The sequence below is a fragment of the Thalassovita sp. genome (assembly GCF_965218685.1).
Classification (GTDB): Bacteria; Pseudomonadota; Alphaproteobacteria; order Rhodobacterales; family Rhodobacteraceae; genus Thalassobius.
This window is the reverse complement of record NZ_OZ244657.1, coordinates 2,549,418-2,569,983: the sequence shown is the minus strand read 5'-3', so window position 1 is coordinate 2,569,983 and position 20,566 is coordinate 2,549,418. Positions and strand designations below refer to the sequence as shown.

Below are 20,566 nucleotides of genomic sequence, written 5' to 3'. Positions count from 1 at the left end.
ACCAGAATGTATATTTGCTATGTAGGGACTTTGGTCGCATGCCACAATGGCGTTGCGCTCGCATTACTGGTGTTTAACGATCTTTGGCCAACTCGCCGGCAATACGGGCCGCCAGTGCGGCGTTATTCAGCACCAGGGCGATATTCGCATTCAGCGACTGGCCGCCGGTCAGATCGAAGATCCGGCGCAGCAGGAACGGGGTGACCTCTTTGCCGGCGATCTGCATTTCCTCGGCGTTCAGCGTTGCCTCGGCGATGATCGGGGACAGCTCCTCGGGCGGGATTTCGTGCTCGGCCGGGATGGGATTGGCGACCAGTTGCCCTCCCGGCAGCCCCAGCGCCCCGCGCATCCGGTGCGCCTCGGCAATATCGGCGGCATCGTCCATACGCAGCGGCGCTTTCAAACCCGAAGAGCGTGACCAGAACGCCGGGAAATCGTCCTGTCGATGGGCGATCACCGGAACGCCTTGGGTTTCCAGAACTTCCAGCGTTTTGGGCAGGTCAAGGATTGCCTTGGCGCCAGCTGCGACGACGGTGACCGGTGTTTGGGCCAGCTCCAACAGATCGGCCGAGATGTCAAAGCTCAGCTCGGCGCCTTTATGGACACCGCCAATGCCGCCCGTGGCAAAAACCTCGATCCCCGCCAGATGCGCTGCGATCATGGTCGACGCGACGGTCGTGGCCCCGGTTCCCCCCAAGGCCATGCAGGCAGCAAGGTCTGCCCGGCTGAGCTTGGCAACGTTTTTGGCCTGCGCCAGTTCCTCAAGCTGTTCTGCGGTCAATCCAATGTGCAACGTGCCGTTCAGAACCGCGATCGTGGCGGGCACGGCGCCCATATCGCGCACCATCCCTTCGACCGCGCGGGCGGTTTCAAGGTTCTGAGGATAGGGCATCCCATGAGTGATGATCGTACTTTCCAGCGCCACAACGGGCTGGTTTTGCTCCAGCGCCAGGGCAACATCGGGGGATTTGAGCATTGGAATCATGCGGGCACTTCTCCGGAGACATAGGTGGCGGCGGCGCTTAACGCGCGGTTCAGGGCCTTGGCCCCGGTCGTTCCTGCGTGTTCGGCGGCGATATGGGCCGCCATGAAAGTATCGCCCGCGCCGGTGACGCGCGTGACAAGAACCTTCGGAGGACGCGCCGTCAGAATGGCTTGACCCGAACCTTCGGCGGCCATTTCGCCGCCGTTGGTTACCAGAACTCGGGCCGCGCCACGTTCAAGCAGGGCCTGAGCCGCCCCCGAGGCATCCTGGAATTCCTGAGCGCACAGCAGGCCGGCCTCTTCAAGGTTCACATAAAGCACAGCGCGCGGATGGCGCAGAAATGGCAGCAAACGTTCCGCCTTGCCGGGCGAAGCAGGGGCCACGCGCAGATCGGCGCGGGCAAAGGCCGGGTGCACGGCAATTTCCTCGAGCAACGCAAGGGTCAGATTGCCGTCCAGCGCGATCAGCCCCTCATAGGGGGCATCCGCGCTGCCCAACCGGCCATCAAGCAGGGGCGCAAGTATCTTGTCCCCGGCCAGCTCGAGCGAATGGGCATCAGCGATGGCGGCGATCAGGCCATTTGCGCCTTCGACGGCCATATAGCGATCCGTCGGCAGATCATCCGACCGATAGGCCAGGCCTGTCTGAACGCCCAGCCGGTCGCAGGCGGCAATCAGCTCGGATCCTTCGTCGTCGCGGCCGATGGCCGTCAGCACCGATGGGCGCAACCCGAAGCGAACAAGCGCCATAGCGATATTCATGGCTACACCGCCAGGCAATCGGCTGATCCGCCCCGGCACGTCCGATCCCTGCCGCAATACTGCGGGTGAGCGTCCGATCACGTCCCACAGGACCGAACCGATGCAAAGGATATCGGGGGAATTTGTCATGCCCCAGCCTTTGTCGGAAATACGGCGAATGGCAAGCCTGCCTTGCGGTCAGCCAGCATCATTCCGGCACCGCAAATGTCAACGAAGCCCAAAGAGATTCCCATTGCGCGTTATATCGCGCTGCCAGCGTGGCCGAGGGTTCGCGCAGAACCACGGCGTCGACCAGATAGCTGTGGCCGGGCAGGACGGGCAGGGTCGCCTGGCCCGCCTTGTCGGTGCGGTGATACGTGACCGAAATTGTTCCGTCGGGGGCCCGTGAGAACAGCTCGATCTGGGCATCAACGCGTGCGGCGCCCTGATACAGCACCTGCACAGGCATCGCGCTCAGTTTGCCCTGATAGGGATTGGCAAGGGCGACAATCTCGGTCTCAAGCCCTGTAACAGTGTCGGCACCCTTGCCATGCCCAACAGAAAGAAGAGACTTGGCGAAACGGGTGTACACCTCGCGCAGCGGCGTCTGAGCCAGCCCGCGCTCCAAATGGGCCCCGCGAATGTCCCCCAGATCCTTGTGATCAATGAAGGCCTGGAACTTTTCCCAGTTTTCATAGGTCAAAGTCTTGGGTTTTGATTGATGCACCAGCACCACCAGCCCCGGACGTGTCTTCAGACCCTGGATTGCAGGCAGATCGCCGGAGCGGCCATCAATTGCACGCGCCTTTCCGCGCACGACCACATCGAACCGGTCGATCTGGCCGGAAAACCAGCTTAATTCGATACCGCTGAACTGCTCTCCGTTCTTCAGGGATGCGGTGATTTGGCCACCTTTTTCGACTTGATAGTTCTGCGGTTCTATCCAAACCTCATGGGCTATTGCGCGATTGGACAGCAGCAAAAGGAGCAGAGTGATGAGAGGCTTTTTCATGTGGTTGAGGCTGGCGTTCCTGACCGTAATGTCAAGCCTTCTGGTGCAGGGCGCGCTGGCACATGAGGTTACGCCCGGCATTGCGAATTTCCAACGGCAAGGGGACGCGCTGACCTTTGAATTCCGCCTGAATGCCGAGGCGATTCTGGCCGGTATCGATCTGGATGGGCTGGAGGACACCAACGCCGCGCCGGGGGCAGGGGCGTATGACGACCTGCGCGCCCAGTCTCCTGAGGCGCTGACACAGTTGGTCACCACCGCATTTCCACGGCTCTTTGGGCAGGTTCAGGCCGAATTGGACGGACAACCCGCAGTATGGACCCTGCAAGAGGTCGAGGTGCTGCAGCCACCCTCGGACGAGCTGGCGCGCGCGACGGTTTTGAGCGCGATTTTGACGGGCGCACAGGCGCAAGAGCTGACCCTTACCTGGCCCAAGGGATATGGCACCTTGATCCTGCGCCAGAACGGGGTTCAAACGGCCTATACCGGCACGCTGCAGGGGGGTGCCAGCACCGAGGCCATCCCCCTGGCCGGCGGGCAAAGCCCGAGCGCGCTTGGGGCCCTGCTGCAATACATCCCTGTCGGGTTTGACCACATCCTGCCCAAGGGGCTGGACCATATCCTTTTCGTGCTGGGGCTGTTCCTGCTGTCCACACGGATGCGGGCGCTGATCTGGCAAATTTCGGCCTTTACGCTGGCCCATACGGTCACCTTGGCGGCTGGCGCACTGGGCTGGGTCGAGGTACCCGGCAGTGTTGTCGAGCCGCTGATCGCTGCCTCGATCTGTTTTGTGGCAATCGAAAACATTTTGGCCAAAGGGCTGACCCCATGGCGCCCCGTAGTGGTCTTTGGCTTTGGTCTGCTGCACGGTTTGGGCTTTGCCAGTGTTCTGGAAGACTTCGGCTTGCCGGAAGCTCAATTCATTCCGGCGCTTGTCGGCTTTAACATCGGGGTCGAGCTGGGCCAGCTGACAGTCATCGCCATTGCGTTCCTGACCGTTGGGGCATGGTTCGGGGGCAAACCCTGGTACCGACATGTAATCATCATACCCGGATCGCTGATTATCGCGTTTATCGGCGCGTATTGGGTTCTGGAACGGGTCTTTTTCTAAACCTGCCGCAACAGGGCTTGCGCTTGGTCTGCCTTTCCCTTAAAGGACCGGCATTCAAACCCGCAGGCGGGGTTGGGCTTATAAGGGAGACATCCTTGTTGGTCCGCCGGTTGAAGCATTTGCTTCTCTCCCCCGTCGAGGCGAAACCGGAAAAGGAAAAAGACATGGCTCTTCCCGAGTTCACCATGCGCCAGCTGCTGGAAGCAGGCGTTCACTTCGGCCACCAGACGCAGCGTTGGAACCCCCGCATGGGCGAGTTCATCTACGGCTCGCGCAACGGCATCCACATCATGGACCTGACCCAGACCGTTCCCATGCTGGACGCGGCTCTGAACGTCGTTCGTGAAACCGTCGCCAAAGGCGGCCGCGTTCTGTTCGTTGGCACCAAGCGCCAGGCAGCTGCCCCGATCGCTGACGCCGCTGAAAAATGCGCTCAGTACTACATGAACCACCGCTGGCTGGGCGGCACCCTGACCAACTGGCAGACCGTTTCGCAGTCGATCAACCGCCTGAAGGAAATCGACGAGAAACTGGATGGCGGCGCCGAAGGCCTGACCAAGAAAGAACGTCTGAACATGGAACGCGACCAGGAGAAGCTGCAGGCTTCGCTGGGCGGTATCCGTGAAATGGGCGGCGTGCCGGACCTGCTGTTCGTCATCGACGTGAAAAAAGAAGCACTGGCCATCGCCGAAGCCAAGAAACTGGGTATTCCGGTTGTGGCTGTCGTCGACACCAACTGCTCGCCTGATGGCATCGATTACATCATTCCCGGCAACGATGACGCGGCTCGTGCCATCGCTCTGTACACCGACCTGGTGTCGCGCGCAGCCCTGGACGGCATGACCGCTCAGATGGGTGCTGCAGGCGTTGACCTGGGCGCTCTGGAAGAGACCGTCGAGGAAGCCATCGAAGGCGCCGAGGCCTAAGGCCCGACCGTCATCAAACTGATACGGGCCGCGGGCTATGTCCGCGCCCGGTGACTAGATTTCAATTCGAGGAGAGCCACTATGGCGATCACTGCTGCACAGGTAAAAGAACTGCGCGAATCCACCGGCGTTGGCATGATGGACGCGAAAAAAGCCCTGGTCGAAAACGATGGCGACATGGAAGCCGCCGTTGACTGGCTGCGCACCAAAGGTCTGGCCAAGGCCGCCAAAAAAGCTGGCCGTACCGCTGCCGAGGGCCTGGTGGCCGTCGCCGTGGACGGTGGCAAAGGTGTTGCTGTCGAAGTGAACTCGGAAACCGACTTCGTTGCGAAAAACGCCGAATTCCAAGGCATGGTCAAAAGCATCGCCGGCGCTGCTCTGAATGTTACGGACGTTGACGCGCTGAAAGCGGCTGACATCGGTGGCAAGACCGTCGAAACCGTCATCACTGACAAGATCGCCACCATCGGCGAGAACATGTCGCTGCGCCGTATGGCCGTGATCGAAGCTGGCACCGTTGTGACCTATGTGCACAACGCGGCCACCGACGGCATGGGCAAAATCGGCGTTCTGGTTGGCCTGAACGGCGGTGATGAAGCCTTCGGCAAGCAGGTTGCCATGCACATCGCAGCCGCGAACCCTGCCGCTTTGGGCGAAGCTGATCTGGATCCGGCCGTTGTCGAGAAAGAAAAGCAGGTTCAGATCGACATCGCGCGTGAGTCCGGCAAGCCCGAGAACATCATCGAAAACATGATCAAGGGCCGCATGAAGAAATTCATCGCTGAATCGACCCTGCTGGGCCAGGCATTCGTTGTGAACCCCGACCTGACCGTCGAGGCCGCAGCCAAAGAAGCCGGTGCCGAGATCGTTGGTTTCGTCCGCATGGAAGTTGGCGAAGGCATCGAGAAAAAAGAAGAAGACTTCGCAGCCGAAGTCGCCAAGGCCGTTCAGGGCTGATTGCCCAAACAGTCGAAAATCAGAAAGCCTCGGACCCAAGTCCGGGGCTTTTTCTTGTCTGGCATTGGGGCAGGGGGCACAAAAAAATGGTGCCACCGCCCAAAAAGCAGTGGCACCTAAAATGTCGACCGACCCCCGGACTATTTGGGGATGAGCGAGGATCGGTCTTTAAGGCGCTGGCCTGGGCCCCAAATAAAACCCAAGCCAGCATCCGGATTGAAACCGGAGACCGCGAAGAGCCCTGAAATCACAAGGATACGAGGTCTTTGTTCCTAGGCTAAAGCCACCACTCACGGAACGCTGCCAACTTGCAGTTTTACGTAGGGAAAATAAAGTATGGGATTCCCTACCTGTGGCGAAACGCTCGGTCACGAAATCAAATACTTCCATTATTTCAGCGCCTTGCAAAGCAATTCAGCCATCAGAAATACTGCAACTGTTGCCTTTCAGGCTCCAAACCCCGCGTGGATCTAGCTTTCCATGACGAACATCTGGTTTTGCAAAGCGGCTTTCAACACCGCTTGGGCAGTGGTTTCCACGCTCAGCGCCTCGCGCGCCAGGCGCAGATGTTTTTCGAGGTCAAACCCATCAGCAAAGCGATATCCTGCGTGGTTTTACCGTCGCCAACCCATTGCAGCGCCTCACGCTGGCGCTTGGTCAGTTGGCGCGTCGGCCCAGAGTAGGGCAGGGTCATGATTTTCAGATGCGCCACGTTGTTGATGACCAGAATTTCGTCCCCATAACGTTCCCATGTGGCATCGACACGTTCCTGGCTCAATTCGCTTCGCGCCGTCAGTGCAATTGCGCCCTTGGAGCGCGGTGAGATTGATTTGAAACTGACTGAATACCCCGAAACAACGCCGTGCTTTCGATTGAACTCGATCACTTTCTTTTCTTTCTCAGACATCATGCCATTTTCGGCAAGATGTGGGAGGATATTCCAGCTACAGGCGCCTTCGTTTTCTAGAACCCATTTCACCATCGGGGCGTCATGATGCAGGCCGCCTGCGACGAAGGCGTCGACGTAAGACGGTTCATGGGTTGTCAGAATGACGTAATCTTCGGGATCACCCAATGAGCTGCCCGAACGAAACCTTGTGAAGCCATAAAGAAGCCGGTCAAAACCGTAGCTGGCCATCTTTTTTGTGTGCATGTCCCAGAGCTCTTCAATGCTTTGCGCATTGGTCAGCGCCGTCAGATATTGAGAGAGCGACACAGATTAGACCCCTTAGTTACTTCAACAACGATCATCGACCCGATAGGCAAAAAGCGCGCAGGCTTAATGACAGGCTTTCGAGTGGAATTTAAGCCCTCGGGCAATAAACATTCTAAGCGGGCGTTTGTCGAGAAGACTACTGACCAAATAGTCTAAATATTTGAACCATGGGTTTTGACACCACATTTTTTTAACATAATACTGATTATACGTTTAGTGATGAAGGGGTCTTGTAACCTAATTGGCCCCCTAGCGTGCTCCAGTAAAATGAATGGCGCGCGCGCCGGCCTCGATCCACAGCCCTTTTGCAACACGCAATTTGTCCTGATACGCATCGATCGGAGCAATTGGCAACGCAGTTTCATCCCCATTCAGCACAGCCCGCGCAAGACTGCGTCCGATGACCGTTCCCGGTCCAATCCCGCGACCAGAGAATCCGAATGCACTGTAGCCTCTCTCTCCAAGGCGTTGTATTTTAGCGATATAATCCACACTCATTCCAATGCGTCCGGACCAGAAAAATTCGAAACTCTGGTCTTTCAACCCCGGGAAAAGCCGCGCCATGGCACGTCTGGCCCAGTTTTCGTGAATACCCATTCGATCAGGCAAACCCATGGCGCCCAGAATAAAACGCCCGGCTTTGTCCTTGCGAAAGGACGTCATCACCAGGCCGGTGTCCCAACACCCCTGATGTTGCCCAAGAATTTCGTTCAGCAGTGATGCGGGCAAAGGCGGCGTTGCAAGTTGGAAGAAATTGACCGGTGTCATACGCACGGATTCAGCCCCGCGGAAACCGGTATGATAGGCGTTGGTCGCCAAAATCAGGGATTTGGCCCTGACCGAGCCACTTTTACACCGCGCAAGCCAATCGCCCGAGAAGCCCAGCTGCATGACGCTGCTGTTTTCAAAGATTTGCGTGCCAGCTTGCGCAGCTGCACGTGCCAGACCTCTGACATAGCCCAGCGGTTGAAGCGTGCCTGCGCGCATGTCCTGCAAGGCTCCGTAATACACGTCTGTACCCGTGGCCTGCGCTGTCTGCGCGGCGTCCAGCAATTGCACGGGCGCGCCGCGGCGCAGCTGTTGTTCGTAACGTGTGATCAGATCGTCCAGACCGCCTTTGGAATGCGCGCAATGCAGCGTTCCATTGCGAATGGCCTCGCATTGGATGCCATGTTCGTCGATCAGGGAAAAAACCGCGTCCGGCGCCTCTGCCAGGGTGGTATTCAGGCGCTCACCCGCCGCCTGCCCCATGCGCTGACACACGGTATCGGGCGGCAGCCACAGCCCGGCATTCACCAGCCCGACATTGCGCCCGGACCCGCCAAATCCGATCGTTCGAGCTTCTATCAAAACGACCTTGGCACCTTGTTTTTCTGCCTCAAGAGCAGCGGAACAACCTGTAAAGCCTCCACCGATGATCAGCAGATCAGCGGTCAGATCCGCATCCAAGATGGGCGCATCAAACTGCTCGGCGCAGCTATGATTCCAAAGGTTTCTGTCCCTCATGTAAAATCGGTAGGCCCGCCTGCGCGTTGGCGCAAGCGGAACCTATGGGCACGACGCCTTAGAAAAAGGCCTGCAGCCCGGTTTGTGCGCGTCCCAGGATCAACGCGTGCACGTCATGGGCACCTTCGTAAGTGTTCACCGTCTCAAGGTTAACCATGTGACGAATCACACCGAATTCCAGGCTGATGCCGTTCCCGCCATGCATGTCCCGCGCCATGCGCGCGATTTCCAAAGCCTTGCCACAGTTGTTGCGCTTGACGATGCTGATCATCTCGGGCGCGGCGTCGGCTTTGTCCATCAAGCGCCCTACCCTCAGGCTGGCTTGCAGGCCCAGGGCAATCTCGGTCTGCATGTCGGCCAATTTCTTCTGGTACAACTGCGTCCCTGCCAGGGGCTTTTTGAACTGATGGCGATCCAATCCGTACTGACGCGCTGCGTGCCAGCACCATTCGGCCGCTCCCAGAACACCCCAGCTGATGCCGTAACGCGCGCGGTTCAGGCAGCCGAACGGGCCTTTCAGGCCTTCGACATAGGGCAGCAGCGCGTCCTCGCCAACCTCGACATTATCCAGCACGATCTCACCGGTGATCGAAGCACGCAGAGACATCTTTTTTTCGATTTTCGGCGCGCTCAGCCCCTTCAGTCCCTTTTCCAGAACGAAGCCACGAATTTTCCCGCCATGCGCCTCTGACTTGGCCCAGACGACGAAGACATCAGCGATCGGGCTGTTCGAGATCCACATTTTCGAACCGTTCAGAACATAACCGCCCTCGGTCTTGGTGGCGCGGGTTTTCATACCAGCCGGGTCACTACCGGCGTCGGGTTCTGTCAGGCCAAAACATCCGATCCATTCCCCGCTAGACAGTTTGGGAAGGTATTTTTTCCGTTGTTCTTCAGACCCATAGGCATAGATGGGGTACATCACCAAAGAGCTTTGCACCGACATCATTGACCGGTATCCGCTGTCTACACGCTCTACTTCGCGGGCGACCAGACCGTAGGACACATAGCCCGACCCCAGACCGCCGTATTCTTCGGGAATGGTTGTGCCCAGCAGCCCCATCTCGCCCATCTCACGGAAAATCTCGGGGTCGGTGTATTCGTTCTGAAAGGCTTCCAGAACCCGCGGCTGCAGCTTTTCAGCGCAGTAAGCAGCGGCGCTGTCGCGGATCATCCGTTCGTCTTCTTGCAACTGATCTTCCACTTTGAAGGGGTCGTCCCAAACAAAGCCGTGCAGATCCGGAGCGTCTTTGGCGCGCAAGGTGGGTTTTTCGGTCATTGGTCAATCCTTTGGATGAATAACATGCGTTGAGGTTGACAATAGCTGGCGTAAAACCGCAAAAATAGTGAAATTTTGGCAACCAATCATGAGTTATTCGCATAGATGAGCCTTTCCACCCGCCTACTTCCATCCATCGCTTCTCTTCGCGCGCTCGAAGCACTGGACCGTTTGGGGTCAGCCACAGCCGTGGCAGATGAGCTGAACCAGACCCAAAGCGCGGTAAGCCGGCAACTGCAAGCGCTCGAGGCGCATTTGGGCATCCAGTTGATCCTGCGTGAACGCAAACGAATGATCTTGACGCCCGCCGCGCAGGACTATGTCAACGAGGTTCGCGCAGCCCTGCAACAGATCGCCCAGGCCAGTCTAAACTTACGCGTGAATCCAGAAGGCGGGAACCTGAACCTGGCTATTCTGCCGACCTTTGGGATGCGCTGGCTTGTGCCGCGCCTATCTGAATTCTCCAAGCTGCACCCCGAAGTAACAGTCAACATGTCCACCCGACTTTTGAACGTGAACTTTGCCGCAGAACCATTTGATGCAGCAGTACAATATGGTGAAGGTGATTGGGCGGGCTCGGGTCACCTGAAGCTTATGTCCGAGCAGGTTTTACCTGTTTGCGCCCCTGATTTGATCGCGCATCAGACCATTGCACACCCGCGGGACCTGATGGATTATCCGCTGCTGCAGATCCAGACCAGGCCTCAGGCATGGGCACAGTGGTTCGCAACGTTCGGCGTGTCTGCGGATAAGGTAAGCGGAACGATGTTCGACCAGTTTTCCACCATTATGCAAGCCGCGATTCATGGGCTTGGGATCGCCTTGGTGCCCGACTATCTGGCGCAATCCGAGCTGAAATCTGGTCGCCTGGTGCCAGCCTATGGATCGGCTACGCGCAGTTTGGGCAGCTACTATCTGGTCTGGCCAAAGGAAAAGGCGCGCAAACAGGCGTTAACCCTTTTCCGCGACTGGTTGGCCACACAGGCCGAAACCGAGGACGGGCTGCCGCGTTAACGGCCCCTGCCCTTACCCCAGTGCGTAACCTGCCCCGCGCACCGTGCGCAGCGGATCCGAGCCGCCAAAACGGGTCAATGCCTTGCGCAACCGGCCGATGTGCACGTCCACGGTGCGTGTGTCGACATAGATGTCACGGCCCCAGACGCGATCCAGCAACTGCTCGCGGCTCCAGACACGGCCCGGTTTCTCCATGAATGTGGACAGCAGACGGAATTCAGTCGGGCCAAGTTTCAGGGCTTCACCGCTTCGGGTGACACGGTGGGTTTCGGCGTCCAGAATGATATCCTCGAACTCCAGCCGTTCGCCAACGGTGGCAGGGCGTGTGCGGCGAAGCTGTGCGCGGACGCGCGCCATCAGCTCGATCACCGAGTAAGGCTTGACCACATAGTCATCCGCACCGGTTTCCAGCCCGCGAACCTTGTCCACTTCTTCAGAGCGGGCCGAGAGCATCAGGATCGGGATCGCGCGGGTTTCGCTTTTGGTCTTCAGGCGGCGGCAAACCTCGATCCCGGACACGTTCGGCAACATCCAATCCAGTACGATGATATCGGGCGTTTCCTCGTCCACCATGATCAGGCCCTCTTCGCCGTTTTCGGCTTTGACGACACGGAAACCTTCGGCTTCAAGGTTATAGGCCAGAACCTCGCGCTGAGCGGGCTCGTCCTCGACGATCAATACGGTGGGTTGCGTTTGTGCGGACATCGGATTTTCTCAGTTCAGACTTGACCCAGTTCGGGATTGACCGAGGTCATGTCCCCTTTGGGGCGGAGGTCATCGGGCAGATCGCCCGTAACAAGGTAAACCACCTGCTCGGCGATCGAGGTGACATGGTCGCCCATGCGCTCGGTGTTCTTCGCGATGAAATGCAGGTGCATACAAGGGGTGATGTTGCGCGGGTCTTCCATCATGAAGGTCAGGAATTCACGGAACAATGCGTTGTACATCTGGTCGACGTCGCGGTCACGGTGGATCACGTCGATGGCCAGTTCGGCGTCGCGCTTGATGTAGGCGTCCAGTGCGTCTTTCAGCATCAGCTGCACTTCGCGGGCCATACGGCGCAGCGCGGCGTAAGAGCCGTTGATGGGCGACATCTGCACCAGAACGCCGTTCCGCTTGGCCATGTTCTTGGCATAGTCGGCGATGCGTTCCAGGTTACCGCTGACTTTCATCACGGTCAGGATCACGCGCAGGTCGACGGCAGTCGGCGCGCGCAGCGCGATCAGCTTGGCGCAGTTTTCATTGATCAGCTCTTCCAGATCGTCGATGACCCGATCGCTGTTGCGGACTTTCTCGGCCAGCTCTTCGTCGCGCTCTTCCAGCGATTTGGCAGCGTCCAAAATGGCTGCCTCGACCAGCCCGCCCATTTTCAGGATCTGAGCCTGAATGGCCTCGAGATCCCGGTCAAAAGCAGAAACGATGTGTTTATCTGACATTGGCTGGCTCCTTAGCCGATCCGACCGGTGATGTAGCTTTCGGTCCGGGGGTCAACGGGGTTGGTAAATATCTGGGTGGTGTCGCCATATTCGACCAGGTTGCCCAAGTGGAAGAAGGCGGTCTTTTGGCTGACGCGCGCGGCTTGCTGCATCGAGTGGGTCACGATCACCACCGAAAAATTGCTGCGCAGCTCGTCGATCAGTTCTTCGACCTGAGCGGTCGCGATCGGGTCCAGCGCCGAGCACGGCTCGTCCATCAGCAGGACCTCGGGTTCCGTGGCAACGGCGCGCGCAATGCACAAACGCTGCTGCTGACCGCCCGACAGGCCGGTGCCCGGCGCGTCCAGGCGATCCTTGACCTCGTCCCAAATGGCACCGCGGCGCAGGGACTTTTCAACGATCTCGTCCAGCTCGGCCTTGTTACGGGCCAGACCGTGGATACGCGGGCCATAGGCCACGTTGTCATAGATCGACTTGGGGAACGGGTTGGGTTTCTGGAACACCATCCCAACCTTGGCGCGCAGTTGCACCGGGTCGACCTTGGGGTCATAGATATCTTCGCGGTCCAGCAGGATGTCACCCTCGACGCGACAGATGTCGATGGTGTCATTCATGCGGTTCAGACAGCGCAGGAAGGTGGACTTGCCACAGCCCGACGGGCCGATGAAGGCAGTTACGGTCTTATCTTCCAGATTCACGCTCACGTCTTTGATGGCATGGGTGTCGCCGTAGTAGACCTGAACGTCCTTGGCGGAGATCTTTATTTCTTTCTGGTCCACTGTCTTCTCCAGGCTTGGTGCATCGTACATATTCATTCCCCCGGCTCTTACCAGCGACGCTCGAAGCGGCGACGCAGGATAACGGCGATGGTGTTCATGGTGATCAGGAAAACAAGCAGGATGATGATCCCACCCCAGGCACGTTCATAGAACGCGGGGTCAGCCCGTTTTGCCCATTCGTAGATTTGTGCCGGCATGGCCGAGTTCGGCGACATCAACCCTTCGGCGATCGAGCCCGGCGCGTTCGAGGCAATGAAACCGATCATCCCGATCAGCAGCAACGGTGCGGTTTCCCCCAGCGCCTGTGCCAGACCGATGATGGTGCCGGTCAGAATGCCCGGTGCGGCCAGCGGCAGCACGTGGTGAAACACGGCCTGCATCTTGGATGCGCCGATCCCCAGCGCGGCGTCACGGATCGACGGCGGCACCGATTTCAGCGAGGCGCGGGTCGAGATGATGATCGTCGGCAGCGTCATCAGCGTCAGCACCAGGCCACCGACCAGCGGCGCCGATTGCGGCAGATGCATGTAGTTGATGAACACGGCCAGACCCAGAATACCGAACACGATGGACGGCACGGCTGCCAGGTTCGAGATATTCACCTCGATGATATCAGTCAGCCAGTTCTTGGGCGCGAATTCTTCCAGATAGATCGAGGCCGCAACACCGATGGGCAGCGACAGGGCCAGCACCACCAGCATCATGAAGAACGAGCCTGCCATGGCGACGCCCATCCCGGCCGCTTCTGGCCGTTGGTCCGAGGCATCCGCACCAAGGAAGAAATCGGCGTTAAAGCGTTTCTTGATCACGCCCGCGTCTTTCAGCGCGTCGACCAGATCCAGCTGAGCGGCGTTGATATTCTTGTCATTCGCGATGCTCTCGCGGGTGACGCGCCCCTTAAGGTAGCCATCCACGCGGCTATTGGCCAGAAAGGTAAACTCGATCGTTTTGCCGATCTGATCGGGGTCGGCCAGCACGTAGTTCCGCAGATCAGCAGCGGCCGATTTCGACAGCAGCTTGACCTGATCCTTGGTTTTCAGCGTGGTCTCAATACCATTTTCTTCGACCGCCGCACCCAAGGCATTTTTCAACAGGGGCGAATAGCCGAAGGTCGAAACCTTCTTGATGTCGTCAATGTTACGCTCGCCCTTTTTGTCCAGTTTGCTTTCCAGCAGTTCGACATTCAGGGTGACAAAGGTCTGTTGGAACGCGCCCATGCCGTTGCCGACGATGGTGACAACCAGCAGGATCAGCATAGCCAGACCGACGCCAATGGCGGCCATTCCGTAAAGTTTGAACCGTCCTTCGGCTGCGTTCCGCTTTTTCGTGCGGGCGTCCGGGCTCAGGATCGAGGTGCTTGTGTCGGTCATTCGTACTGCTCCCGGTATTTGCGCACGATATAAAGGGCCAGGACATTCAGGCCCAGCGTCAGAACGAAAAGGGTCAGGCCAAGGGCAAAGGCCACAAGGGTTTCAGGCGAGGCAAAGTCACCGTCCCCGGTCAGCTGGCTGACAATTCGGGTGGTGATCGTGGTCATGCTTTCCAGCGGGTTGACCGAGAATTTCGCGATGGCCCCTGCCCCCATCACCACGATCATCGTTTCACCGATGGCGCGGCTTGCGGCCAGCAGGATGGCACCCACGATGCCGGGCAATGCTGCGGGAACAACGACCTGACGGATGGTCTCGGACTGGGTGGCACCCAGGCCCAGGCTGCCGTCGCGCATGGATTGCGGCACCGCGTTGATGATGTCGTCAGACAACGAGCTGACAAAGGGGATCAGCATGATACCCATCACCACGCCCGCGGTCAGAACGCTGGTTGCGCCAGTCATCCAGTCGACACCCAGCGTGCCGTTCTCTCCGAACAGGCGCAGCAGGATCGGGCCAACTGTCAGCAGAGCAAACAGACCGTAAACGATGGTCGGGATACCGGCCAGGATCTCCAGCAGAGGTTTGGCAAAGCTGCGGGTCTTGGGGCCGGCATATTCGGACAGATAGATCGCGGCGAACAGGCCGATCGGCACGGCCACCAGAAGCGCAATCACCGAGATATACAGCGTGCCCCACAGAAGCGGCAGGATCGAAAGCTCCGAGTCGCCGCGGAAGTTGGGCGCCCAGGTCGCGCCGAAGAAGAAGTCTTTCCAGTTATGTAAACCGAAGAAGTTCACCGTCTCGAACAGCATCGACAGAACGATGCCAACGGTGGTCAGAATGGCCAGAGAGGCCGCGCCGATCAGCAGCACCATGATGGCGTTTTCCACCACGTTGCGGGCGCGAAACTCGGCCTTAGAACTCATGACCGCCCACAAGAACCCCGCGATCGAGGCAAGCAAAACCAGAACAGTCATGTACAGGTTCCCCGCGGCGGTCATCGCGCGGTACTTCTGCGCGGCGCCAAGAACCTCGGGGCGCACGTCCGAGCCAAGCGCAACACCGATCCCGGCCAGGCGGCCACGAACGTCGGACAGGCTGGCGCGCAGCTTGCCGGCTTCGCTTTCAGTCATGTTGCCAGATGCAACGGCCGTATCCAGGCCATCAGCGACCCGGCGCACGTCCGACATCAGCAGATCCAGAGAGGAGCCTTCGGCAACCGCGCTTTCGGGGATCATCTTCGCGATCGAAGAGTTGATTACGATCGGTTGGGCCAGCAGCCAGATCGCAAGCAGCAAAAGCGACGGCACCGCCGTAAAGACGACGGCGTTTGCCCCATAGTATTTAGGAAGAGAGTGCAAGGCACGGCTGTCTCCGTTCACGGATCTCAGCGCACGAATGCGGCTGAATACAAATCCGATGACGGACAGAGCTGCGACAATGAGGAGAAGCCAGAGTACGGGCATGTCTGCTCCGAAAGTTGTGGGAATTGCCATGCTGCAGTAGCAAGGGGTGGAAAGAGCGGCAAGGGCCGCTCTTTCCGAAGGGTCTTACATGTTCGAGCCCATGGTGGCTTCGTCAGCCACAGCGGCTTGGGTCTTGGCCAGCTCGGGGTCCGAAACCAGGCCGTATTCGGCCAGCGGGCCGTCGGGGCCTGCGATCTCGTCCGAGATAAAGAATTCAGCGTATTCTTTGATGCCGGGGATCACACCCAGGTGGGCTTTCTTGATGTAGAAGTACAGCGGACGCGACACGGGGTATTCGCCGGTTGCGATCGACTCGGTCGAGGGAACGATGTCGGCCATGGTTGCAACTTGCAGCTTGTCGGTGTTGTTCTCGTAGAACGCCAGGCCGAAGACGCCGATGCCGTCTTTGTTGCTGTCGATGCGGGCCAGGGTCTCGGTGTAGTCACCGTCGATGTCCACGGACACGCCGTCGGTACGCAGCGAGATACAGGCTTTCTCGGCAGCTTTCTTCTTGGCTTTGGCGTTGTCGCCTTCAGCGGCGGCCAGCAGGTGCTCGAATGCGCCGGTGGCTTCGCAGCCTTCCAGGATCACTTTGTCTTCGAACACTTCACGGGTGCCGTGCTTGGTGCCGGGGATGAAAGCTTGGATCGGCTGGGCGGGGAACGCGGGGTTCACGTCGGCCCAGGTTTTGTTCGGGTTGGCAACCATTTTGCCGTCAACCAGGATCTCGTTCGACAGAGCCAGGAACCAATCGGTCTGGGTGAACTTGAAGCTTTCGCCTTTGATGTCGTTTGCGAAAACGATGCCATCATAACCGATGCGGACCTCGATGATGTCGGTCACGCCGTTTTCGGCACATTTCTTGATCTCCGAGTCTTTGATCTTGCGCGACGCGTTGGCGACGTCGATGGTGTTTTCGCCAACACCTTCACAGAAGCGCTTCAGACCGGCCGACGAGCCGCCCGATTCAACAACGGGGGTCGGGAAGTCAAAGTTTTCGCCGAAAGCTTCGGCAACGATCGAAGCGTAGGGCAGAACGGTGGACGAACCGGCAACCTGCACCTGGTCACGGGCAGCAGCAGCGGTGGCGGAAACAGCGGCGATCGCCAGAGTGGAGGCGGTCAGTTTCACGAAGGACATAGGAAACTCCTGATTTCGATTGCTGGGTCGCACGTTACTGGCGACCTCTGGGCCGCGATCTATCGGGCGAATACCAACCTTTTGTGACGTGTTTGTAACAGGCTTATGACAGTTGGCGTCCTAGTTGAGCCTCGCTGTTACATTAGCAATTTAGATTGTTATAAACCAACGCCTTACGTTCATCGAAAATGCAGAAGCCTGATGAGAACGAGTGAAGTTTTCGTCACAAACTTCTGAATTCAGGCCCGGTTGGTTCCGAAATTTGACGAATGTAACAGAATCATTTCTTGGAATACGACGCGGATCTGCCCGACCTTCTACTTTTACGGTCAATTAACCCGAAAAAGTACCCCGCAGAGTTATGTTCAGGCGAATGAGCCCTCACATTGGCAGAATCACAGTGAACACGCTGCCCTGGCCCAGCTCACTTTCTACCTTCAGGCGGCCGCGGTGACGGTTGATGATGTGTTTCACGATGGCAAGCCCCAGGCCCGTGCCTCCCATCTCGCGCGAGCGGTGGCTGTCCACTCGATAGAAACGTTCGGTCAGGCGCGGCAGGTGAATCGGGTCGATTCCAGGCCCCTGATCCCGCACTGAAACCCGCACCCCTGGGGCGCGCAGCGCCGGATCTTTGTCCATTACTGACAAGGACAACGTCACTGTTCCGTCCACGCCTCCGTATTTGATCGCGTTCTCCGTCAGGTTCATCAGAACCTGTCGTATCTGATCGGCATCTGCGGCAAGCTTCACCGGCTCGGCCGGAACGTCCTGCTTGATGGTGACATTCGAGGCCTCGGCCAGAGGTGAGAGATTGCGGATCACCGAATCCACCATATCGGTCATGTTGACGCTTTCACCCGGCCGGATACGCTCTTGCGCCTCGACTTGACTGAGCGACAGAAGATCGCGCACCAGGCGGTTCATCCGCCCGGCCTCGTTCGCCATGATGCCCAGGAACCTGTCGCGGGCGACAGGATCGTCGCGCGCGGGGCCTTGCAGCGTCTCAATGAACCCCAGCAACGCCGTCAGCGGCGTGCGCAGCTCGTGGCTGACGTTGGCCACGAAATCGCGGCGCATCTGCTCGGCGGTTTCCAGATGAGTGATATCTTCGAACGTGACCAATACGCCCGAGCGATCCTCGTTCCGCACAAACCCGCAATGCACGCGATAGGTCATATCCTGCCGGCCAACCGTCGTCAGATAGCGCGTGGTGCGCGCGGCCTGGCTGGCGCGGCAAGCTTCAATCGCATCCAGGACCGAGGGCTGGCGCAACACAGTCAGCAGGTGCATCCCAGCCAGGTTTTCCGACTCCAGCAGCTTCTCGGCCGCCTTGTTGCCGTCCAGAATCCGCTCGCCGGCGGCCACGACCAGAGCAGGCATGGGAATTGCAGCCAATGTATCGGTGATCAGCGTGTCGGTCATCGCCTTGCCCTGCCTGTTCTGCTTAGCATGCTCAGCCTGCGACGCTCAGCCCATCGCGGAACCGGCGCATGTTGTCCTGATAGTGCAACGCGCTGAGCGTCAGGCTTTGGATCGCGGCCTCATCCAGCTGACGCACCACTTTTCCGGGCGAGCCCATCACAAGGCTGCCATCCGGGATTTCCTTACCTTCGGTGATCAGGGCATTGGCGCCGATCAGGCAATTCTTGCCGATCTTTGCGCCATTCAGCACCGTGGCCCCCATCCCGATCAGCGAATTGTCCCCGACCGTGCAGCCATGCAGCATCGCCTTGTGCCCGATGGTGCAGTTCACGCCGATTGTCAGCGGATAACCCCGATCGGTATGCATCACGGTGTTTTCCTGCACGTTGGACCCCGCGCCAATGTCGATCAGCTCGTTGTCGCCGCGCAATGTGCAGCCAAACCAGACCGAGGCGCCCTGCCCCAGCCGGACCTGCCCCACCACATTGGCATCAGGTGCAACCCAGAAATCACCGTTTTCGGGCAGTTCAGGGGCTTTTCCATCCAGGCTGTACAGGGTCATTTCAGTTCCTCGAATTCCGTTTGCAGCGTCCGCACGTGATCCACCAACACCGGCTGCTGCACCCGTCGCATGCGGGTTGCGGCCACGATAGTCTTCAGCTCTTCAGCTGTCTTGTCCAAATCATCGTTGACCAGCACATAATCATAGCTGCCCCAGTGGCTGATCTCGTCCCAGCTTTTGGCCATGCGTTTGGCGATCACCTCGTCGCTGTCCTGACCGCGACTGACCAAGCGGCGGTGCAGTTCCGTGATCGAGGGCGGCAGGATGAAGATCGACAGTACATGCGCGGCCAGCGACGAATTGGTGATCTGCTGCGCCCCTTGCCAGTCAATGTCGAACAGCACGTCCTTGCCATTCTCGATCGCGGCCTGAACCGGCGCTTTGGGCGAGCCATAGTAGTTCCCGAATACCTCTGCGTGTTCCAGCATGCCGTCTTCGTGCACCGTTTTCTTGAACGCGTCCTGCGTCATGAAATGGTAATGCTCGCCGTCCACCTCGCCGGGGCGCGGATCGCGGGTGGTGGCCGAGACCGAAAAGTTAATCTCGGGATCCCAGTCGCGCAGACGCCCTGTCAGTGTGGATTTTCCCGCCCCCGAGGGCGAGGACAGGATGATCAAAAGGCCACGTCGTTGCATGGTTTACTCCACGTTTTGTACTTGTTCGCGCATCTGGTCGATGACGGTTTTCAATTCCAGACCAACGCGCGTCAACTGCGTGTTCTGCGATTTCGAGCACAGGGTGTTAGCCTCGCGGTTGAATTCCTGCATCAGGAAGTCCAGCTTGCGCCCAACCGGTCCGTCCTGGGCCATCAACTCGCGCGCGGCATCGATATGGGCGCGCAGGCGGTCCAGTTCCTCGGTGACGTCTGATTTCACCGCGATCAGAGCCAGTTCCTGGGTTACGCGCTGCTCGTCTGCCTCGCCAATGTTCTGTATCACCCGCGCCAAGGCGTTGCGCAGTGCCTGTTCGTTTTCCTCCGCGCGCGAAACGACAACCTCGGCTGCTTCGGCGGTCAGAGTGGCGATCTTGTCAATCTGGCCACCAAGAACCTGATGCAGCGCCGCCCCTTCGCTGGCGCGCATGTCAAGAAAACGCTCAAGGATGGGTTGGAAATCGGTCAGCAAAGCCTCGCGCAGCCCGGCGGTATCCTCGTCAGCCGAGCGGGTCTCGGCAACGCCACGCATGGCCAGCACTTCGGCGGCGCTGGCGGGCGTCAGGGAAACACCCTTGGCAAGGGCGGCTTCTTCGATCGCGTGCATGCCTTCCAGCACCGAGTTCAGAACACTGGCGTTCACCGCAAGGCTGCCACCCTGATCTTCGCGCGACAGCTTCAGCGACAGCGCCACGCTGCCCCGACCCATCGCCTTTGTCAGACGCGTGCGCAGTCCCATCTCAAGCCCGTCGATCCAGTCCGGCACCCGCAGACGCAGATCCAAACCCTTGGCATTCACCGAACGCAGCTCCCAGCTCCAGCTGAAGGTTGCGGTTTCACCGGTGCCCGAGGAAAAGGCGGTCATGGATTTCAGCACGGGCGGCTCCTGTTCGTTCGTGGTATTCGGCACAGCCCTAAGCGATTTGGCCCCAAAGGGGCAAGCGCCAGCTGTCCGGCAATCATTAACCTTTCACTACGAAAACCGCAGCA

At 58.9% G+C, this 20,566-nt stretch carries 19 protein-coding genes and 1 pseudogene; 4 read left to right on the top strand and 16 right to left on the bottom strand.

The features are described from left to right. Positions 1-73: 73 nt before the first annotated feature. From ACOQOQ_RS12715 to ACOQOQ_RS12705, 3 genes are read right to left on the bottom strand one after another with little or no spacing between them, the layout of a single operon-like run. Positions 74-985: a pseudouridine-5'-phosphate glycosidase gene (locus ACOQOQ_RS12715; protein WP_420567359.1), complete on the bottom strand. Its 912-nt coding sequence runs from the start codon at positions 983-985 to the stop codon at positions 74-76. Beyond that, entirely contained in the window at positions 982-1,875 is an 894-nt protein-coding gene (locus ACOQOQ_RS12710) for a PfkB family carbohydrate kinase (protein WP_420567358.1), read from the bottom strand. The genes ACOQOQ_RS12715 and ACOQOQ_RS12710 overlap by 4 nt, the downstream gene beginning before the upstream one ends. A 58-nt stretch (positions 1,876-1,933) precedes the next feature. Continuing rightward, positions 1,934-2,737: a DUF4198 domain-containing protein gene (locus ACOQOQ_RS12705; RefSeq protein WP_420567357.1), complete on the bottom strand. Its 804-nt coding sequence runs from the start codon at positions 2,735-2,737 to the stop codon at positions 1,934-1,936. Between ACOQOQ_RS12705 and ACOQOQ_RS12700 the strand changes: the two genes are divergently transcribed. The 3 genes from ACOQOQ_RS12700 to tsf all read left to right on the top strand — a co-directional run bounded on the left by ACOQOQ_RS12700 (position 2,721) and on the right by tsf (position 5,731). Next, complete coding sequence (locus ACOQOQ_RS12700; protein ID WP_420567356.1) at positions 2,721-3,848, top strand: HupE/UreJ family protein; 1,128 nt, start codon at positions 2,721-2,723, stop codon at positions 3,846-3,848. The two genes, ACOQOQ_RS12705 and ACOQOQ_RS12700, sit on opposite strands and share 17 nt — an antisense overlap. A gap of 164 nt (positions 3,849-4,012) precedes the next feature. After that, a complete protein-coding gene (gene rpsB, locus ACOQOQ_RS12695) occupies positions 4,013-4,774 on the top strand; it encodes a 30S ribosomal protein S2 (RefSeq protein ID WP_420567355.1) in 762 nt (253 codons plus the stop codon). A gap of 81 nt (positions 4,775-4,855) precedes the next feature. Next, positions 4,856-5,731 (top strand): translation elongation factor Ts, encoded by an 876-nt coding sequence (gene tsf, locus ACOQOQ_RS12690; RefSeq protein WP_420567354.1) that lies wholly within the window; start codon positions 4,856-4,858, stop codon positions 5,729-5,731. Between the two features lie 470 nt (positions 5,732-6,201). Here tsf and ACOQOQ_RS12685 read toward each other — a convergent pair. The 3 genes and pseudogenes from ACOQOQ_RS12685 to ACOQOQ_RS12675 all read right to left on the bottom strand — a co-directional run bounded on the left by ACOQOQ_RS12685 (position 6,202) and on the right by ACOQOQ_RS12675 (position 9,732). Beyond that, positions 6,202-6,947 (bottom strand): annotated as a pseudogene (locus ACOQOQ_RS12685) (LuxR family transcriptional regulator). Positions 6,948-7,196: 249 nt separating this feature from the next. Beyond that, the gene (locus tag ACOQOQ_RS12680) at positions 7,197-8,453 is read right to left on the bottom strand and encodes an NAD(P)/FAD-dependent oxidoreductase (RefSeq protein WP_420567353.1); all 1,257 of its coding nucleotides are present in this window, start codon (positions 8,451-8,453) and stop codon (positions 7,197-7,199) included. 58 nt (positions 8,454-8,511) lie between these two features. Further along, positions 8,512-9,732, bottom strand: a complete 1,221-nt coding sequence (locus ACOQOQ_RS12675) for an acyl-CoA dehydrogenase (protein WP_420567352.1) — start codon at positions 9,730-9,732, stop codon at positions 8,512-8,514. A 105-nt stretch (positions 9,733-9,837) separates the two neighbouring features. On the opposite strand from ACOQOQ_RS12675, the gene ACOQOQ_RS12670 reads away from it, so the two are divergent. Further along, positions 9,838-10,746: a LysR substrate-binding domain-containing protein gene (locus ACOQOQ_RS12670; protein ID WP_420567351.1), complete on the top strand. Its 909-nt coding sequence runs from the start codon at positions 9,838-9,840 to the stop codon at positions 10,744-10,746. A 12-nt stretch (positions 10,747-10,758) separates the two neighbouring features. Here ACOQOQ_RS12670 and phoB read toward each other — a convergent pair whose 3' ends face one another. The 10 genes from phoB to ACOQOQ_RS12620 all read right to left on the bottom strand — a co-directional run bounded on the left by phoB (position 10,759) and on the right by ACOQOQ_RS12620 (position 20,453). Further along, on the bottom strand, positions 10,759-11,451 hold the full coding sequence (gene phoB / locus ACOQOQ_RS12665) for a phosphate regulon transcriptional regulator PhoB (protein WP_420567350.1): 693 nt from the start codon (positions 11,449-11,451) through the stop codon (positions 10,759-10,761). Between the two features lie 14 nt (positions 11,452-11,465). Beyond that, positions 11,466-12,182: a phosphate signaling complex protein PhoU gene (gene phoU, locus ACOQOQ_RS12660; RefSeq protein ID WP_420567349.1), complete on the bottom strand. Its 717-nt coding sequence runs from the start codon at positions 12,180-12,182 to the stop codon at positions 11,466-11,468. Positions 12,183-12,193: 11 nt separating this feature from the next. Continuing rightward, positions 12,194-12,991, bottom strand: a complete 798-nt coding sequence (pstB, locus tag ACOQOQ_RS12655; protein ID WP_420569772.1) for a phosphate ABC transporter ATP-binding protein PstB — start codon at positions 12,989-12,991, stop codon at positions 12,194-12,196. 17 nt (positions 12,992-13,008) lie between these two features. Continuing rightward, a complete protein-coding gene (gene pstA / locus ACOQOQ_RS12650; RefSeq protein ID WP_420567348.1) occupies positions 13,009-14,331 on the bottom strand; it encodes a phosphate ABC transporter permease PstA in 1,323 nt (440 codons plus the stop codon). After that, positions 14,328-15,800: a phosphate ABC transporter permease subunit PstC gene (pstC, locus tag ACOQOQ_RS12645; RefSeq protein WP_420567347.1), complete on the bottom strand. Its 1,473-nt coding sequence runs from the start codon at positions 15,798-15,800 to the stop codon at positions 14,328-14,330. The genes pstA and pstC overlap by 4 nt, the downstream gene beginning before the upstream one ends. Before the next feature lie 84 nt (positions 15,801-15,884). Beyond that, positions 15,885-16,940: a substrate-binding domain-containing protein gene (locus ACOQOQ_RS12640; RefSeq protein WP_420567346.1), complete on the bottom strand. Its 1,056-nt coding sequence runs from the start codon at positions 16,938-16,940 to the stop codon at positions 15,885-15,887. A 381-nt stretch (positions 16,941-17,321) separates the two neighbouring features. Then, complete coding sequence (locus tag ACOQOQ_RS12635) at positions 17,322-18,362, bottom strand: ATP-binding protein (RefSeq protein WP_420567345.1); 1,041 nt, start codon at positions 18,360-18,362, stop codon at positions 17,322-17,324. Positions 18,363-18,393: 31 nt separating this feature from the next. Next, the gene (locus ACOQOQ_RS12630; RefSeq protein WP_420567344.1) at positions 18,394-18,924 is read right to left on the bottom strand and encodes a gamma carbonic anhydrase family protein; all 531 of its coding nucleotides are present in this window, start codon (positions 18,922-18,924) and stop codon (positions 18,394-18,396) included. Next, on the bottom strand, positions 18,921-19,559 hold the full coding sequence (gene gmk, locus ACOQOQ_RS12625) for a guanylate kinase (protein WP_420567343.1): 639 nt from the start codon (positions 19,557-19,559) through the stop codon (positions 18,921-18,923). The genes ACOQOQ_RS12630 and gmk overlap by 4 nt, the downstream gene beginning before the upstream one ends. Positions 19,560-19,562: 3 nt before the next feature. Beyond that, entirely contained in the window at positions 19,563-20,453 is an 891-nt protein-coding gene (locus tag ACOQOQ_RS12620; RefSeq protein WP_420567342.1) for a YicC/YloC family endoribonuclease, read from the bottom strand. Between the last annotated feature and the right edge of the window lie 113 nt (positions 20,454-20,566).

What these genes read in the sequence shown, in the direction of transcription:
- gmk (WP_420567343.1), bottom strand. Translation starts at nt 19,559, where the DNA reads ATGCAACGACGTGGCCTTTTGATCATCCTGTCCTCGCCCTCGGGGGCG.
- pstC (WP_420567347.1), bottom strand. Translation starts at nt 15,800, where the DNA reads ATGCCCGTACTCTGGCTTCTCCTCATTGTCGCAGCTCTGTCCGTCATC.
- ACOQOQ_RS12675 (WP_420567352.1), bottom strand. Translation starts at nt 9,732, where the DNA reads ATGACCGAAAAACCCACCTTGCGCGCCAAAGACGCTCCGGATCTGCAC.
- phoB (WP_420567350.1), bottom strand. Translation starts at nt 11,451, where the DNA reads ATGTCCGCACAAACGCAACCCACCGTATTGATCGTCGAGGACGAGCCC.
- ACOQOQ_RS12705 (WP_420567357.1), bottom strand. Translation starts at nt 2,737, where the DNA reads ATGAAAAAGCCTCTCATCACTCTGCTCCTTTTGCTGCTGTCCAATCGC.
- ACOQOQ_RS12635 (WP_420567345.1), bottom strand. Translation starts at nt 18,362, where the DNA reads ATGACCGACACGCTGATCACCGATACATTGGCTGCAATTCCCATGCCT.
- ACOQOQ_RS12715 (WP_420567359.1), bottom strand. Translation starts at nt 985, where the DNA reads ATGATTCCAATGCTCAAATCCCCCGATGTTGCCCTGGCGCTGGAGCAA.
- pstB (WP_420569772.1), bottom strand. Translation starts at nt 12,991, where the DNA reads ATGTACGATGCACCAAGCCTGGAGAAGACAGTGGACCAGAAAGAAATA.
- ACOQOQ_RS12630 (WP_420567344.1), bottom strand. Translation starts at nt 18,924, where the DNA reads ATGACCCTGTACAGCCTGGATGGAAAAGCCCCTGAACTGCCCGAAAAC.
- ACOQOQ_RS12710 (WP_420567358.1), bottom strand. Translation starts at nt 1,875, where the DNA reads ATGACAAATTCCCCCGATATCCTTTGCATCGGTTCGGTCCTGTGGGAC.
- ACOQOQ_RS12670 (WP_420567351.1), top strand. Translation starts at nt 9,838, where the DNA reads ATGAGCCTTTCCACCCGCCTACTTCCATCCATCGCTTCTCTTCGCGCG.
- ACOQOQ_RS12640 (WP_420567346.1), bottom strand. Translation starts at nt 16,940, where the DNA reads ATGTCCTTCGTGAAACTGACCGCCTCCACTCTGGCGATCGCCGCTGTT.
- pstA (WP_420567348.1), bottom strand. Translation starts at nt 14,331, where the DNA reads ATGACCGACACAAGCACCTCGATCCTGAGCCCGGACGCCCGCACGAAA.
- rpsB (WP_420567355.1), top strand. Translation starts at nt 4,013, where the DNA reads ATGGCTCTTCCCGAGTTCACCATGCGCCAGCTGCTGGAAGCAGGCGTT.
- ACOQOQ_RS12700 (WP_420567356.1), top strand. Translation starts at nt 2,721, where the DNA reads ATGAGAGGCTTTTTCATGTGGTTGAGGCTGGCGTTCCTGACCGTAATG.
- tsf (WP_420567354.1), top strand. Translation starts at nt 4,856, where the DNA reads ATGGCGATCACTGCTGCACAGGTAAAAGAACTGCGCGAATCCACCGGC.
- ACOQOQ_RS12680 (WP_420567353.1), bottom strand. Translation starts at nt 8,453, where the DNA reads ATGAGGGACAGAAACCTTTGGAATCATAGCTGCGCCGAGCAGTTTGAT.
- phoU (WP_420567349.1), bottom strand. Translation starts at nt 12,182, where the DNA reads ATGTCAGATAAACACATCGTTTCTGCTTTTGACCGGGATCTCGAGGCC.